Annotated in this window: 15 protein-coding genes; 9 read left to right on the top strand and 6 right to left on the bottom strand. The window is 71.2% G+C overall.

The genetic code is table 11. The features are described 5' to 3' along the window. Window positions 1–109 precede the first annotated feature (109 nt). On the top strand, window positions 110–1,096 hold the full coding sequence (gene dapD / locus QR77_RS07830; protein WP_040020529.1) for a 2,3,4,5-tetrahydropyridine-2,6-dicarboxylate N-succinyltransferase: 987 nt from the start codon (window positions 110–112) through the stop codon (window positions 1,094–1,096). Between the two features lie 21 nt (window positions 1,097–1,117). On the opposite strand, the gene dapA is transcribed toward dapD, so the two are convergent. After that, window positions 1,118–2,014, bottom strand: a complete 897-nt coding sequence (dapA, locus tag QR77_RS07825) for a 4-hydroxy-tetrahydrodipicolinate synthase (RefSeq protein ID WP_052488596.1) — start codon at window positions 2,012–2,014, stop codon at window positions 1,118–1,120. A gap of 149 nt (window positions 2,015–2,163) precedes the next feature. Here dapA and QR77_RS07820 point away from each other — a divergent pair, with 149 nt between their 5' ends. The 5 genes from QR77_RS07820 (at window position 2,164) to QR77_RS07800 (ending at window position 8,022) form a co-directional block, all read left to right on the top strand. Continuing rightward, window positions 2,164–2,832, top strand: coding sequence for a DUF4232 domain-containing protein (locus QR77_RS07820; RefSeq protein WP_078876541.1), 669 nt, complete (start codon window positions 2,164–2,166; stop codon window positions 2,830–2,832). 406 nt (window positions 2,833–3,238) lie between these two features. Beyond that, entirely contained in the window at window positions 3,239–3,826 is a 588-nt protein-coding gene (locus QR77_RS07815; protein ID WP_040020525.1) for an SMI1/KNR4 family protein, read from the top strand. A 52-nt stretch (window positions 3,827–3,878) separates the two neighbouring features. Next, entirely contained in the window at window positions 3,879–4,601 is a 723-nt protein-coding gene (locus QR77_RS07810; RefSeq protein WP_052488594.1) for an antibiotic biosynthesis monooxygenase, read from the top strand. A gap of 251 nt (window positions 4,602–4,852) precedes the next feature. Continuing rightward, a complete protein-coding gene (locus QR77_RS07805) occupies window positions 4,853–6,397 on the top strand; it encodes a hypothetical protein (RefSeq protein ID WP_040020523.1) in 1,545 nt (514 codons plus the stop codon). Window positions 6,398–6,507: 110 nt separating this feature from the next. Next, on the top strand, window positions 6,508–8,022 hold the full coding sequence (locus QR77_RS07800; protein ID WP_160310890.1) for a substrate-binding domain-containing protein: 1,515 nt from the start codon (window positions 6,508–6,510) through the stop codon (window positions 8,020–8,022). A gap of 33 nt (window positions 8,023–8,055) precedes the next feature. Here the strand turns inward: QR77_RS07800 and QR77_RS07795 are convergent, their stop codons facing one another. Then, window positions 8,056–8,823: an SDR family oxidoreductase gene (locus QR77_RS07795; RefSeq protein WP_040020521.1), complete on the bottom strand. Its 768-nt coding sequence runs from the start codon at window positions 8,821–8,823 to the stop codon at window positions 8,056–8,058. 329 nt (window positions 8,824–9,152) lie between these two features. On the opposite strand from QR77_RS07795, the gene QR77_RS43330 reads away from it, so the two are divergent. After that, window positions 9,153–9,380 (top strand): hypothetical protein, encoded by a 228-nt coding sequence (locus tag QR77_RS43330; protein WP_078876539.1) that lies wholly within the window; start codon window positions 9,153–9,155, stop codon window positions 9,378–9,380. Between the two features lie 102 nt (window positions 9,381–9,482). On the opposite strand, the gene QR77_RS07790 is transcribed toward QR77_RS43330, so the two are convergent. Together QR77_RS07790 and QR77_RS07785 are read right to left on the bottom strand one after the other, a co-directional pair. After that, the gene (locus QR77_RS07790) at window positions 9,483–10,733 is read right to left on the bottom strand and encodes a TerD family protein (protein WP_078876538.1); all 1,251 of its coding nucleotides are present in this window, start codon (window positions 10,731–10,733) and stop codon (window positions 9,483–9,485) included. Between the two features lie 99 nt (window positions 10,734–10,832). Beyond that, the gene (locus QR77_RS07785; protein ID WP_040020518.1) at window positions 10,833–11,642 is read right to left on the bottom strand and encodes an NAD(P)-dependent oxidoreductase; all 810 of its coding nucleotides are present in this window, start codon (window positions 11,640–11,642) and stop codon (window positions 10,833–10,835) included. 253 nt (window positions 11,643–11,895) lie between these two features. Here QR77_RS07785 and QR77_RS07780 point away from each other — a divergent pair, with 253 nt between their 5' ends. After that, entirely contained in the window at window positions 11,896–12,855 is a 960-nt protein-coding gene (locus QR77_RS07780) for a 5-dehydro-4-deoxyglucarate dehydratase (protein WP_040020517.1), read from the top strand. After that, window positions 12,852–14,024: a hypothetical protein gene (locus QR77_RS07775; protein ID WP_040020516.1), complete on the top strand. Its 1,173-nt coding sequence runs from the start codon at window positions 12,852–12,854 to the stop codon at window positions 14,022–14,024. Before QR77_RS07780 ends, QR77_RS07775 begins: the two co-directional genes overlap by 4 nt. A 72-nt stretch (window positions 14,025–14,096) precedes the next feature. On the opposite strand, the gene QR77_RS07770 is transcribed toward QR77_RS07775, so the two are convergent. Both QR77_RS07770 and QR77_RS43325 read right to left on the bottom strand, forming a co-directional pair. Continuing rightward, window positions 14,097–15,374 (bottom strand): MFS transporter, encoded by a 1,278-nt coding sequence (locus tag QR77_RS07770; protein ID WP_052488593.1) that lies wholly within the window; start codon window positions 15,372–15,374, stop codon window positions 14,097–14,099. A gap of 441 nt (window positions 15,375–15,815) precedes the next feature. Next, on the bottom strand, window positions 15,816–15,990 hold a 175-nt coding region (locus QR77_RS43325; protein WP_236711070.1), incomplete at its 5' end, for an IS3 family transposase.

Raw genomic sequence — 15,990 nt, 5'->3', positions numbered from 1 at the left:
CCGCGCCCGCGCGCCCGGCGCCCCGTGCTCCGTACCCCCGGGCCCCCGGCCCCGCGCCGCAGGTGAGACCGGTTCGCACGCGCGGCCCCCGGCCGGTTAGGTTTTGGGCATGACCGACACGACTCCTCGTACGACCGGCGCCGTAGCGGCCGGACTCGCCACCCTCTCCCACGACGGCACCGTCCTCGACACCTGGTTCCCCGCCCCCGAACTCGCGGACGTCCCTGGCCCCTCCGGCACCGAGCGGCTGTCGGCCGAGCGCGCCGCGGAGCTGCTGGGGGAGGGGGCCGCCAAGGCCATCGGCACCGACGCGCGCCGTGGGGTCGAGACCGTCGCCGTCGTCACGGTCATCGCCTCCCTCGACGACAAGCCGCTCGACGCGCACGACGCGTACCTGCGTCTGCACCTGCTCAGCCACCGGCTGGTCCAGCCGCACGGCCAGAACCTCGACGGCATCTTCGGGCTGCTCGCCAACGTCGCCTGGACCTCGCTCGGTCCGGTCGCCGTCGACGCGCTGGAGACCGTACGGCTCAACGCGCGCGCCGAGGGCCTGCACCTCCAGGTGACCTCGGTCGACAAGTTCCCCCGGATGACCGACTACGTGGCGCCCAAGGGCGTCCGGATCGCCGACGCGGACCGGGTCAGGCTCGGCGCCCACCTGGCCGCCGGGACCACGGTCATGCACGAGGGCTTCGTCAACTTCAACGCGGGCACGCTCGGCACCTCGATGGTCGAGGGCCGGATCGCGTCCGGTGTGGTCATCGGTGACGGCTCCGACATCGGCGGCGGTGCCTCCACGATGGGCATGCTGTCCGGTGGCGGCAAGGAGCGCATCATCATCGGTGAGCGCTGCCTGATCGGCGCCGAGGCCGGCGTCGGGATCGCGCTCGGCAACGAGTGCGTCGTCGAGGCCGGGCTGTACGTCACGGCGGGTTCGCGCGTGACGCTGCCCGACGGGCAGATCGTCAAGGCGCGTGAGCTGTCCGGCGCCGACAACATCCTCTTCCGGCGCAACTCGGTCACCGGCACCGTCGAGGCGCGCCCCAACAACGCGGTGTGGGACGGCCTGAACGACGTGCTCCACAGCAACAACTGAGCCCGCCAGGAGCCCGTCACGTCACCTGGTGGCGTGCAGCAACTCCCCGTACGCCAGCAGCAGCTCGTCGGCCGTCTCCCGGCCGGCGGGCAGCAGCGGCTCGCGCACCCCGCCGCCCGGCAGTCCGAGATCGGCCAGCAGCGCCTTGGCCGTGACGGTGCCGGGAAGTCCAGAGGCCATCATCAACTCGGCCAGCGGCAGGGTGAGTTGGTTGAGACGTACGGACTCGGCCGGCGCGCCCGAGTCATAGGCGTCGAGTACGGATCGCAGCGGCCGGGGCGCCACATTCGCGACCGTGCTGACGAATCCGGCGCCACCGACCGCGTACAGCGGCAGATTCAGCTCCTCGCACCCCGAGTAGTACGCGAGTGAGGTGCGGGCGATCACCGTGGAGCTGGTGAGCAGGTCGTACGCGCAATCCTTCACGGCGACGATCCTCGGGTGGCCGGCGAGGCGCAGCATCGTCGCCCGCTCGATACGGGTGCCGGTGCGGGCGGGGATGTCGTACAGCATGAGCGGCAGCGCCGTGGCGTCGGCGACCCGCAGGAAGTGCGCCTCCACCGCGTCCTGCGGCGGCCGGCTGTAGTACGGCGTCACCACCAACAGGCCGTCGGCTCCCGCCTGTTCAGCCTGGATCGCCAGCTCGACGGTGGACCGGGTGTCGGAGCTGCCGACGCCCGCGACGATGTGGGCCCGGTCACCGGCAGCCTCGCGTACGGCCCGTACGAGCGCGGTCTTCTCGGCGTCCGTCGTGGTGGGCGACTCTCCGGTGGTTCCGTTCAGGACAAGTCCGTCGCACCCTTCGGACACCAGGTGGTACGCCAGTTCACGCGCGCCGTCCAGGTCGAGTTCCCCCGTGGCGGTGAAGGGGGTGATCATCGCGCAGAGGGCGCGGCCGAAAGGGCGTGGTGTACTCATGGCGGCAGTCTCCGTCCCCAGAACTCTGAAGGTCTACTTAGTTCTGCTACCGGTATAGGTGAAGTAACGCTGAACGATGCGGAGTCGGCACGCGGGCTCTGACATGATCAGTTCGGCCCGCAGCGGGCGGGGGCGGGGGAGGGGAACGCATGCGGGGCAGGCGCCGTTCGGCAACTCTGGTGGCGGGTGCGCTGCTTCTGGTGCCGGTGACCGGATGTGCCGACATCCGGGGCGAGATCGCCGCGAACGGTACGGCGGAACCCGCGCCCACGCCCACCCTCACGCCAACGCCCGCTCCCACACCCGTCGTCACCTCCGCGCCCGGCGACGTACCCACGCCCCGGCCCGCCCCGACCCGTACCCCCGGGCCCGATGTGACACGCGGGCCCTGCCTCGCCTCGGGAGTGTCCTTCGGTCACGATCCGGTCGACGCAGCCATGGGCCGGCGAGCCGTGGTGATCACGATGACGAACTGCGGCGAACGTCCGTACACCGTCGACGGATACCCGGAGATCGGCGTGCAGGACACGGACCACAACTCGCTCCACCCGACGCTCACCCACGGTGACGCCTACACGGACGCCGCGCGGGACCAGGGCCCCCGGAAGATCACACTGGCGCCGGGAAACACCGTGCTGTCGGTGCTCAACTGGCGTGCCTGGAACCGCCCTGAGGGCCCCGGCGTGGGGTCGTACCTGGTGATCGCCCCGGCGCGCGGCCAGGAGCGCGGGACGCTGCCGCTGTGGATCGACATCATGGAGAAGGACAACCTGGACGTCACCGCGTGGGCCACCTCCATGGCCCATTCCCCGAGCTGAATTCCGCCGCGAATCCCCCTCCCGGGGGTGGCTTGAAACCGCGTGGTCGGCAGCGACGCGTCCGTATTTCAACAGTGAACAGTCACCGTCTGCCCGTTCGGGTGCGGCAGGATGCTCGCATGACGTGTACCGTGCGCCCGCCACTATTCGTGCGAACGGCTCCTGACCCAGCGGGAGCGGAGGCGCGCGTCTTCGTGAGTGCCGCCCCCTCCACGAGCGCGAGTTCCTCCGCCGAACGGAGTGAACTCCTGGCGCGGGCACGGTACACGCGGTCCGCTGCGGCGACGGCCCACACCACCGGGACCTGCCCCCCTCCGGGGACAGGCCGCCGGAGAGGGGCGTGCCCCCAGGCACGCGGGGCCGACCGCTACGCCAGTGGCCCCTGAACGATGGAGAACTGAAGAGCATGGACACCGAACACGCCGACCCCGGCGAACTCAAGGCGCTGCGCGCGGCCTTCCCGCCGGAATTCCGTCTGCCGCCGCTGGGCTGGGACGCGGTCCGCGCGTTCGAGCACGAACACGGCATCGTCCTGCCCGAGCCGTATCGCACGCTGGTCGCCGAGATCTGCGACGGCTGCGGCGAGGCGCCCGCCGACGTGGAGGGGCTGATACCCGTGGCCGAACTCCCGCCGGACTGGGGCCCCGACGCCAGCCAGCGGGTGCTCTCCAAGCCGTTCCCGCTCGACCGGGCATGGGTGTGGGAGGACGACATCCGGCCGTACGAGGAGATAGAGCCGCTCATCGACGACGTCAGCAACCACGGAAGCGTGGTGCTCGGCACCGGCGGCTGCGGAATGTACTGGCACCTCGTCGTCACGGGACCGCACCGCGGCAGGATCTGGACCGTCAGCGATGTGGGCGCGGCCCCGTTCGGGGCCGAGACGGGCCATGTCACCACCGGAGTGGGCTTCGCCGACTGGGTGGTCTACTGGCGGACCATGGAGTTTTCAGCCGAATTCAGCCCCTTGACCTCAACCGCGCTTCACCTCTGAACATGGTGATCGGCGGCGCGCCACGGGGGCGCGCCGATGAGGAGGCACCACCATGTCCGTCCAGCTCGGCATCGTTCCCGTAATCACCCGCCCCGGCGTGGGCGTCGTCCTGGTCAGCAGGTGGCGCGTCGGTACGCCGGAGCGGCAGCGGACCGCCGTCGACACCATCGCGCGCAGTTGGCGGAGCCGGGAGTGGCCCGCGGCTGGACTGCTGTCGTACAGCGTGTTCACGGGCAACGACGGGACCACCCTGCTCCACTACTCGCAGTGGCGCGACCGCGAGGTCCACCGGGAGTACTCCCGGACGTCGAGGGACGAGCGGGTCGCGGAGGTCGACGCCGCCGTGCCCGGCATCGAACGCTTCGGGCTCACCGCGTACGAGCTGTACCGCAGCGCGGCCCCCGCCGAGGGCCGGGCCGGGGTGCCCGGCTGCGTGATCACCGTGGAGGTGGAGTTCGAGGGGCCCGACGCCGCGCGCGCACGCCACTGGGCCGACACCGTCGTCGAGGCCCAGGCCACCGATCCGATCATGCGGTCCAGCGATCCCGCCCTGCCGCCCGGCGGACTCTCGGCGCACTTCCACGTCGCCGCCGACGGTACGCGCGTCCTCAACTACGCGGAGTGGGAGAGCGAGGCCGCCCACATCGCCGCGCTCGAAGCGCCGGGCAACGGGATCGGTTCCCCGACGGAGCAGTGGCAGCGGGTGTTCGACCACCCGGGAGTACGGAGCAGCACGGTGAGCCGCCACACCCCCGCGATCAGCCTCACGGCCTGATCCCCGGGGCGGGTGTCGCGCGGTGGCCCGGCCGTATGTGGGGTACGGCCGGACCACCGCCGTCGAGGAGGAGAACGAGCCCGGAAAACGTATCTACGCGCGTCAATCTCGTATGTGAGCGCGGAACTTGTCAAGAGGCTCCAGGCGTACGGCGCTTGTCGGGTACATGAACCGGGCGGAATGCGGCCACATACGTCTACGCTGGGGGGCTCCCCGACCCCCCTCACGTACGCCGCAAGGAGAACCACCAGATGTCCGCAGACCGCCCCTCCCTGCCGCCGGTGCGGCTGCCCTCGGACGCGGAGCTGGCGCGGGACGCGCTGGCCGCCCCGCTACTCGCGCGGGCCGTGCGCCTCGCCCGCTGGGCAGGCCCGGGGACGCGCGTGGGGGCCGGCGGCGAACTCGTCGACGAGCAGCTCCCGGCCGCCGCCGAGCAGCTCGGCCTCGGTGACGAACTCGCCGAGGGCGCGGGCGAGGCGTACGCGAGTGAGGCATGGCGCGTGGCCGTCGACACCGGCCTGGTCGAGATCGAGGAGCCGGCGGAGCCGTCGGAGCCGGAGGGGTCGGCCGAGTCGGCGGGGCCCGAGTCCGGTGCGGGGACGGGCGGCGGCGAGGAGGCCACGGTTGTCTCAGGCGAGCAACTGGAGGTCCTCACCTCGGGCTCGCCCCAGGACATCCTCACGCTCTGGCTCGACGGCCTCGATGTGGTGTTCGCCGACGCGACGGCGCCCGTCCTGGACGATCTGGCCGACGCGATCGGCGACGACGGCGAGATCGACCTCGAATCGCTCGACTGGGACCCGGAGGCGGAGGCCGAATTCCTCGAAGGCGTCCTCGGCAACCTCTACTTGCTCACGGTCGCCGACGGCGGCGCCGACGAGAGCCCCGTACCCCTGCCGGTGCTCGCCGCCTCGATGATCGTGCCCGACGACATGGGCGAACCGACCGACGACATCCTTGAGCAGGTGTCCGAGGCGATGATGCGGCTCGACGACCAGTTCCGGGTGCTGGAGCCCATCGGGCTCGTCTCCTACGTACCGGTGGACGAGGCCCTCATGACCGAGGACGAGCAGGCCACCGCCGAGCAGGGGGGCGCGGCGCCCGACCCCTCCCGCCCTCTCGACGAGGACGACGTGTCCCGGTACGGCATGGTCAAGCTGACGCCCCTCGGGCTGTACGGGGTCAGGGCCCGGATGCTGGAGGCGGGGATCGACGCCCCCGCGATCGGCGACCTCGTGGACAAGGGCGCCGACGCGCTGCTGACCGGCGTCGCGCACTACCCCGAACTGTCGGCCCAGAGCGAGACCGTGCTCTGGCTGGCCCGCCGTACCCCCCTCGACGCCACCCGCGAACTGCTCGCGGCCTCCAAGGGCACCGACGCCGGAGCGCCGCTGCGCCGCCTGCACTGCCAGCAGGCGCTGTCCCTGGTGGGCCCGGAGGCGGAGCCCGCCGTACGCGAGGTGCTCGGCGACCCGGAGCTGGGTGGCCTCGCCCGTGTCTGGCTCGCCGAACTGGGCGCGACCGACGTGCCGCCGCCCTCCGAGGCGCTGATCTTCTGGCTCTCGATCGACACGATCGCGGCCCAACTGGAGGCCGAGGAGGAGCCGGAGGAGCTGCGGGAGCTGATCGAGGACCTGGTCGGCCGGCACAGCGGCTTCTTCGAGGCGGCCTGGCGGGTGGACCACCCCGCGACCCCGGAGGTCCTGGAGGCGATGGGCCGGCTGCACCGTGACCGCGGGACGGCGAAGGAGGCCAGGAAGGCGGCCTTCAAGGCCCGTTCGCGGGTGGGTGATTGAGGGACGGTTGAGGCCAGGCGTACGCCGGATGAATCTCTGGTGACTCGGCACGGCTAGCGTCCGGAACGGCTTTTTCCCGTCGTATGCTCCCCGCCCAGGGGGAGTTGACGATGAGTTATGTGACGGACGCGCTGACGGACCCGCAGAACATACTGACGCTCGCGGGCATCGTGGCCTCGGCCGGATTCGTGGTGTACGACTGGCTCTGGCGCAGTCGTAAAGTCATGGTCTACCGGGTGCAGTTGGACACGCCGCTGAGCGTGCTCCCGGACATACCCGCGTTCCCGGACCTCAGGGTCACCCTGGAGCGCGAGGGGACCGAGATCCAGGACGGCAGCATGGTGCTGCTGCGGGTGGCGAACGGCGGCAGTCAGCACATCGTCGAGTCGGACGTCCGCATGCCGATCTGCTTCGTCTTCGAGGGCCGCACGGTCATGGGGATCGAGATACCCGAGGCCGAGCCCGAGGACGTCAGGGACATGCTCCAGGAGGACGGCGGCCCGATGTACGAGGGCAGCCGGCTCACCCTGCCGCGCACCCCGCTCAACAGGGGCAACCACTTCAAGCTGCTCGTGCTGCTCTCCGGGACCGGGACCGGCATCAAGCCCGAGGGCTATCTGCGCGGCGGCAAGATCCAGAAGGGCGCCGGCCACTGGCAGGGCCCCAGCCTCCGGGTCATGGGCGCGGGCATCGTGGCCACGCTGCTGCTCGGCCTGCTGGTCGGCTACCTCACCAGGAGCAAGGACGTGGAGGCCGACGAGCGCGTCTGCCCGGCGGGCAAGCTCGACGTCTACGGCTCCACGGCGTTCGAACCCGTCGCCGAACAGACCCGGCTCGCCTACACCGCGAAGTGCCCCGGCGCGCCCATCACCGTCGAGCCGAGGGGCAGCATCGACGCCCTGAACAACCTCCAGAGCGTCGGCGCCTCCTCACCCGGCAAGGCGGCGGGGCAGATCACCATGTCCGACGGGCTCGGCGAGAACATCCCGCAGGAGCTCGTACCGCACCCCGTCGCCGTCATCCTCTTCAGCGTCGCGGTCAACAAGAGCGCGGGCGTCCACAACCTCACCACCGCCCAGCTCCAGAAGATCTACACCGGCAAGAGCACCAACTGGAAGGATTTCGGGGGCCCCGATCTCCCCATCACGGTCGTCAGCCGCAGCGCGGGTTCAGGCAGCCGGCACGCCTTCGAGACCAAGGTGCTCAAGCAGCCCGAGGGGGAGCACACCTCCAACGACTGCGACCACCTCAACTCGTTCAACACCGGCAACCCGTTCATGCTGTGCGAACTGGCCAGCACCGACGACCTGCTTGCCAAGGTGAACACCACCGAGGGCGCCGTCGGCTTCTCCGAGCTGTCGGCCACCGGCAAGTACCGCGATGTGCAGCGGGTCCAGATCGACGGCTACGACGCCGACATCGAGACCGCCAGGAGGGGCCTCTACCCGTACTGGACGATCGAGTACTTCTACACCTACGGGCAGGCGTCACCCGGCGGACTCCCGTCCGCCTTCCTGGACTTCATGCGCGGGGACGCCGCGAAAGTGATCCTCAGCGGGAACGGGCACGTGCCCTGCTACGGCGACATCCGCAGCGGCGACCTGTGTACGAAGGACGTGCGCTGACGCCGTGCCGGTGACCGAGCCCGCGCGGCCTTCTCAGGTGCGCAGATGCGAAGCGCCGTTCAGGTCGAGGACCGTCCCCGAAGCCCACTCGGCGGCCGGTGACGCCAGCCACAGCACGGCGTCGGCGACCTCCTCGGCCGACGCCACCCGGCCGTACGGGCTCTGCGCGCGGATCGCTTCACCCTCCTCGCCGACGAGACGGTGCGCGACCCGCTCCGTCTCGATGAAGCCGGGCGCGATCGAGGCGACGCCGATGCCGTACGGCGCGAGGGACACGGCGAGGGACTGGCCCAGCGCGTGCACCGCCGCCTTGGCCGCGCCGTACGCCGGATAGTCGGGCTCTCCCCGGAAGGCGCCGCGCGAGCCTATGTTGACGATCCGGCCGCCGGTGCCCCGGTCGATCATGCCGCGCGCCGCACGGTGGCTGAGCAGCGCCGTACCCAGCACATTGACGGACAGATGGCGCTGCCAGTGCTCGGCCCACTCCTCGTACGAGGTGGTGGGCAGCGGGTGCGGGTCGTTCACCGCCGCGTTGTTGACCAGTACGTCGATCCCGCCGAGCCCGGCGTCCACCGCGTCGGCCACGCGCGCGGCGCCCGCCGGGTCCGACACGTCGCCGCCCACCAGGATGTGCCCGTCACCGGCGAGCGACTCCAGCGTCAGCCGGGCGTCCGCCTCGCGGCTGCCGTAATGGACGGCGACCCGGTCGCCGTTGGCGGCGAAGGCGCGGGAAAGGGCGCGGCCGAGACCGCGCGAGGCGCCGCTGACGAGGACACGGCGGCCGGTGGACGGCAGTTTCATCTGATCTCTCCTCGGACGGTGATCGGTGGCGACCCGGTCGGTCGGGTGGGTCTGGTCGGTCGGGGCGGCCGTCGGCCGGCGGCGGTCGCCGGCGGTCGCGGGACTTCGGGTCAGGGAAGAAACCTATCCCCGACGCGTCGAGGCGCTGCGCCGAGGCATGCCGGGGCCCTCGCCGAGGGAGCGTTTCGGCCACCTCGGAGGTCACCTCCACGGTTGCCTGGACCACCGGCGCGGGGGTGACGCCGACTGGCCCCTGGAACGGGTGATCCGGCGGCCGGTCGGTTGCCGGGCATGGCGCCGCAGGGTCCCTTGGGCGCATACTCCAAGTAATGACAAAGTCAGCCGGATCCCGGCGCCACCTGCCGTCCAGTCCCTTCAACCGCCAAGGCCCGGCCTCACCCCCGCCCGAGCAGTTCGATGTGGGAGACCGTGTCTCCCATGACCAGTTCGGGTTGGGAAGAGTCATCGGAGTCGAGGGCGAACACGCCGTGCTCATCGATTTCTCGGGGCGTCAGGGGAGGATCCTGAGCCCCTTCTCCAAGCTCACCAAGCTCTGAAGGCCATGGCCTCCGGGCCGTCGCGGTGAATGTCCGACCGCGACGGCCCCCAGGGGCATGTCCGCGTGTGGAGAGCCTGCGTCCAGAGGGCTCCAGAGGGTTCTAGAGGGCCTGTGCGGCGGGCTTGACCATGTTCCGGACGGTCTTCGCCTTCACGAACTCACCCATGGCGGTCATCTCCCACTCGCCTGAGAACTGCTTGATCAGCTTCGCCATCAGCACCCCGGTCTGGGGCTCGGCGCCGGTCAGGTCGAAGCGCACCAGTTCCTCGTCGGTGGCGTCGTCGATCAGACGGCAGTACGCCTTGGCCACCTCGGTGAACTTCTGGCCCGTGAACGAATTGACCGTGAACACCAGGGCCGTGGCCTCCGGGGGCACCCGGCCGAGATCCACGACGATCACCTCGTCGTCGCCCGCGCCCTCGCCCGTGAGGTTGTCCCCGGAGTGCTTGACGGCGCCGCCCAGGATGGACAGCTTGCCGAAGTAGCAACTGTCGAGGTGCTTGCGGTCGGGGCCGTAGGCGATCACCGAGGCGTCGAGGTCGATGTCCTTGCCGTGGAAGGCCGGCTCCCAGCCGAGGCCCATCCGGACCTTGGAGAGCAGCGCGCGCCCGCCCTTGACCAGCGACACCGTCTGGTTCTTCTGGAGACTGACCCGGCCCTTGTCCAGATTGATCTTCCCGGCGCCGGGCGCCGGCGCCGAGGGGGCCGCCGGGGGAGCGGGCGGCGCCGGGGGCTGGACGGGCGCGGCAAAGGACGAAGGGGCCGGGGCGGACGGAGTGACAGGCGCCGACGGGGCGACGGGCGCCGAAGGGGGCACCGGGGCCGCCACCGCTGCCGCCTGTGCCGCCGGCTCCTCGACCGAGACGCCGAAGTCGGTGGCGATGCCCGCGAGTCCGTTCGCGTACCCCTGGCCGACCGCGCGGACCTTCCAGGCGTCGCCGCGCCGGTAGATCTCGACGATCACCAGCGCGGTCTCGGCGCTGAGCTGCGGCGGGGTGAAGCTGGCCAGCTCGGCACCTCCGGTCGCTTCGCGCACGGTGGCTGTGGGCTCGATGCCCTGGAAGGTCTGTCCCTGCGCGTCGGGGCTGGCGGTGACGACGATCTTCTCGATGTCGGCGGGAACGGCCGCCGTGTCGACGACGATCGCGTCGGGCGCGGTGCCCCCGCCCGACCGGTAGGTCACGCCGGGGCCCGTCGGCTGGTTGTAGAAGATGAAGTCGTCGTCGGAGCGCACCTTGCCGTCGGCGGTGAGCAGCAGGCCCGACACGTCGAGCCGCACGGGAGCGGCGACGTCCACCGCCACATGCGCGGTGGAAAGAGGGATGTTCGAGCCTTGGGTCATAGCTGTCATGCCAGACGTAACGAATGATCTTTCTTTGCCGTTCCCTTACCTGACGTCTGTCGCCCGAATGGTCGCTCTGAGTAAGGCTCAGTAAGGCCCCGGTAAGGCTCAGTAAGGCCAGATCGGCGGGTGGGTGGTGAAGTGCCCGCCCAGGTGGGCGTGGTCCGGGTTGCCGGGATCCAGCTCGCCCTGCTCGGCGACGAGTTGCGCCGCGTACGGCTCCGAGTCGTCCTGCGGCTCGTACCCCAGCGCTTTCGCGCCGGACAGGTCCCACCAGATCCGCGTGTTGGCCGACGACCCGTAGACCACGCTGTGGCCGACGTCCGGGGCGGTCAGCGCGGCGTGGAAGAGGCGCGCGCCGTCGTCGGGGCTCATCCAGACGGAGAGCATCCGTACGGAGGTGGGTTCGGGGAAGCAGGAGCCGATCCGTACGGAGACCGTTTCGAGGCGGTGCAGGTCCCAGTAGAGCTGTGCGAGATCCTCGCCGAAGCACTTGGAGAGCCCGTAGTACGTGTCGGGGCGGCGCTGCGTGTCGATCGGGATCAGCGGGTCGTCGCCCTGCGGGCGGGGGGTGAAGCCGACCGCGTGGTTGCTGGAGGCGAAGACGACCCGTCCGATGCCCTCGGCGCGCGCCGCCTCGTACAGGTTGTACGTCCCCTCGATGTTCGACCGGAGGATCTTCTCGAAGGAGGCTTCCAGCGAGATGCCGGCGAGGTGGATGATCGCGTCGACGCCCTTGACGGCCTCGCGGAGCGCGTCCTTGTCCGCGAGATCGGCGGTGATGGCGTCCGGCTCGCCCTCGACGGGGTGAGCGTCGAGGAGGCGGAGTTCGTAGCCGTATGCGGGCAGCAGGCCCCGCATCAGGGTGCCGAGGCCGCCGGCGGCGCCGGTGAGCAGGACGGTACGGGGTGCGGGCATGGTCGTGTCTCCTCGACGGCTCGGATCAAGTGCTCAGATCCGTAGACGGTATTCACATACATGGACAGGCTAAGGAGTGGTGCCGAGCAGCGTCAAGTGTCGCGCGAGGCCGCCGATTCCGCGCGTGGGTTGGTGTGTCCCGTCTTGACCCGCACGGCGCGGCTGGCCTAGCGTGGTCGCGTTCAGAGATATGGACATCGATCAGAATTGTGCACGAGCCGCAGGGCTCGGCGCACGGCCCAGGGAGCGCCCCGTGACCTCAGCCCCGCTCGCCGCCCGCCTCACCGAGGTGGAGGGGCCGCTGTTCTTCCCCGTCACCGCGTACGGGCCGGACGGCAGCCTCGACCTCGACGCCTTTCGCGCCCACGTCCGAGGCGGCGTCGACGCCGGAGCGGCCGCGGTCTTCGCCTGCTGCGGCACGGGCGAGTTCCACGCCCTGACCCCGCAGGAGTTCCGCGACTGCGTCGCCGCCGCCGTCGAGGAGACGGCGGGCCGCGTGCCCGTCGTCGCCGGCGCCGGATACGGCACGGCCCTCGCCGTCCAGTACGCGAAGCTCGCCGAGGAGGCCGGCGCCGACGGACTCCTCGCCATGCCGCCCTACCTGATCGTCGCCGACCAGGAGGGACTGCTGCGCCACTACACGGAGCTGGCGGGCGCCACTTCGCTGGACACCATCGTCTACCAGCGCGACAACGCCGTCTTCACCCCCCGTACGGTCGTCCAGCTCTCGCGCGTCGACGGCATCATCGGCCTCAAGGACGGCGTCGGCGACCTCGACCTGATGCAGCGCATCCTCAGCGCCGTACGCACCGAGGAGCCGGACCGCGACTTCCTCTACTTCAACGGGCTGCCCACCGCCGAACTCACCGGCCTCGCCTATCGCGGCATCGGCATCACCCTCTACTCGTCGGCGGTCTTCGCCTTCGCCCCCGACATCGCCCTCGCCTACTACCGGGCGCTGAACTCGGGCGACGACCGCACGGTCAACCAACTGCTCGACGGCTTCTACGTACCCCTGGTCGAACTGCGCAACCAGGGCCGCGGCTACGCCGTCTCGCTCGTCAAGGCGGGCGTACGGCACGGCGGCCTCGACGTCGGCGAGGTACGGCCGCCGCTGAGCGAGCCCCAGGCCGCCCACGTCAAGGCGCTCGTGGCACTCGTCGAGCAGGGGCGCGCGCTGCTGGCCGAGATCACCCCCGGCGGCGGCGCGTGAAGACCTCCACGTTCCTCTACCCGTGGGACGTGCTGGGCGACCCCGAGGCACCCGCCAGGATCGCCGCCCTCGGCGTCCAGCAGGTCACCCTCGCCTCCGCCTACCACTCCACCCGCGCCCTGACGCCGCGCCACCCGCGCCACCGCGTCGTCACCGCCGAGCACGCAGCCGTCCTCTACCCGCCGGACGAGGCCAACTGGGCCGGTCGGGAGCTCCGCCCGTACCCGGCCGGGGACTGGGCGCCCGGCGACGCGTACGGAGAAGCCGCGGCGGCCCTGGCCGGCGCCGGGCTCGACGTACACAGTTGGGTGGTCCTCGCGCACAACTCCCGGCTGGGAGCGGAGCGCCCGGACACCTCGGTCGTGAACGCGTACGGCGACCGCTATCCCTGGGCACCCTGCATCGCCCAGCCGGCCGTCCTCAGCCATCTGGTGCGGCTCGCCGCCGAGGCCGCCGTACGCCCCGGCACGCACGGCACCGAGCTGGAGTCCTGCGGCTGGTACGGCTTCGCCCACCTGCACGCCCACGACAAGATCGGCGGCATCGCCCTCGGCGACGCGGCGCGGTATCTGATGTCGCTCTGCTTCTGCCCGGCGTGCCGGGAGGGGTACGAGGGGCTCGGCGCCGACCCGGACGCCCTCGCGGCGGCCGTCAGGCGCGCCCTGGAGCCCGTCTGGAGGACCGGCTCGGACGCCGGGGGCCGTACCGCCGTCGAGGAGCTGCTCGGCGACCTCGCAGCCGTCACCTTCGCGTGGCGCGACGGCGCGGCGCGCAAGCTCCAGGAGTCGGCGGTCGCCGCCGTACGCCGGGCGTCGGGCCCCGGCTTCCAGGTGCTGCTGCACGCCGACCCCGTCCCGTACCGCACCGGCGCGAACGCCGGAGTGGACCCGGCGCACATCGTCGACGTCGCCGACGGAGTCGTACTGCCCTGTACGGGGGACGCCGCCGAGGAGATGCTCGGCCCGTTCGCCGAGCACCGCACCGACTCGACCGTGCTGGCCGCCAACTTCACGGTGGTCAGTGGCATGGGCGGCAGCCCCGGCACACTCGCCGACGACGCGGCGAAGGCCGCCTCGTCCGGGGCGACCGAACTGCGCCTGTACCACGCGGGACTGGCGTCGGACGCGGACCTGGAGGCGGTCACCAAGGCGCTCTCACTGCTGGGTTGAGGGCGCCTGGGTTGAGGGCAGCCTGGGTTGAGGCCGGTCCGAGACGCGCTCCGGTGCCGGTCCGGGCCGGTTCTAGATGTGCTCCGAGGCCGGCTCGGAGGTCCGCCCGACTCCGCGCTCGCCCCTGACCAGGGCGAGCGCGGTCACCAGCCCGAGCACACACGCCGCCGCGAGCACCACGGCGTAACTGACGAAGGCGACCAGCCCGGCGCCGAGCGCCAGCGCCACCGCGTTCGGCGCGAACATGCAGGTGCTCGCCGTGGCCGCCGTACGGCCCAGGACCTCGTCCGGGATCTCGCGCTGAAGCGCCGTCATCGCCGCGATCAGCACACACGGCAGCCCCACACCGACCGCGAACGACCCGGCCAGCACAGCCCCGTCGTACGGCAGGGCGCGCGCCCCGAGCGCGGCGGCGAACAGCGCGACCCCGCTGGCTGCGAACACCCTCTCGGGCAGCCTGCGCAGCAGCGGTCCGGCGACCAGCCCGGTCAGCACCGACCCGGCGCCCTGTACGGCCGACAGCAGCCCCAGATACGTCGGGGCGCGCCCCAGGCCCTTGTCGACCAGCGCGTAGCCCACGGCGCCGTTGAACCCCGCGAGCAGCAGCGTGAGCGAACCGGCCAGCACGAGCGGCCGCACGGCCGGCGAACGCCCCAACTGCCTTACCCCGTCAGCCATCGACGAGACCCAGCCCCCCAGGGGCGCGGCCGAGGACGCGGGCTTCCCCTCCCGTACGCGCATCGCGGCGAAGACCCCGGCGGCGAGCAGGAACGTCACCGCGTCGAGCAAGGCGACGATCCCGCCGCCGAACCGGGCGTAGAGCCCGGCGCCGGCGAGCGGCGCCACGAGCTTCATGCCCTCGTTGGCCGTCATCCGCAGCCCGTTGAAGTCCCCGAGGAGCCGCCGGTCGATGGCCGAGGCGACGAGGGCGGTCTCGGCGGCGTCCTGGACGACCCCGTTCACGCCGTACACGAGCAGCACACCGAAGACGATCCAGACCCGCCCCGCCGAGCCGACGGCGAGGAGGGCGGGCAACAGGAGCGCCATGCCGAGGTTGCACCAGACGAGCAACGGCCTGCGCCGCACCCGATCGGCGACGCCCCCCAGCACCGGCCCGACCAACGTCGGCGCCCACATGGCGAAGACGGTGAGCGCGGCCAGACTGTCGGAGCCGGTCAGCGACTTGACCCAGATGCCGCACGCGAGCCAGAGGGACGAGGTACCGAACCCGGAGACGACGACACCGGCGAGGTAGAGGGCGGCGTTGCGGTCGCGGAGGAGGTGGGTACGGCCTGTGGCTGTGGCTGTGCCGCTGTTTGTGCCTGTGCCGCTGTTTGTGCCTGTGCCCATGCCCCACCGGCCCTTTCTGACTACCCGCGCACGGGGGTGTCCGGGTGCGTGGGTGTGTGAGTGGTACGGGTGCCAGGGTGGCGGGGGGGAGCGGGCGCGGGCATCGGGCGAATGCCCTAACGAGGGCCGTACTTAAGGGGGTTGGGGGGCCTTAGCGCTGATGGTGTGCGCGAAGGGATCGCTGCATGCCACTTCGCTGCTTAGCGGCGAACTCTCACCTGTGGTGGCGGGGGGGTTGGTTGGGCAGACGTGGTGAGCGCCGACAGACGCAGGACAGCGCTGGGTTGCTGGCTGATCGGGCGGGGTGTGCGCTGTTTTGGGTGCGGGTTCAGACCGGCGGTTGGGGTGGGCCGGGTCCGTGGTGGTGAGGGTCGGGCCGCCCCTTTCTCTTGATTTTTGAGCTTGGTCCGGTTTGGCGGACAGTGTTGCTGTGTTGGACGGTCAGGTTGTGGGGATGGTTTCGTAGTCGGCGGGGCTTTGGTAGCCGAGGCTGCTGTGGAGTCGGTGGAGGTTGTACCAGCCTTCGATGAATTCGAAGATCGCGTGGTGGGCTGCTGCCCGGCTGGGCCACCGTGTGTGGTTGAGGAGTTCGCCCTTGATCGTGGAGAAGAACGAT

The organism is Streptomyces sp. 150FB (genome assembly GCF_000818195.1).
Lineage (GTDB): Bacteria > Actinomycetota > Actinomycetes > Streptomycetales > Streptomycetaceae > Streptomyces.
This window is presented reverse-complemented; position numbering and strand designations above follow the sequence as displayed.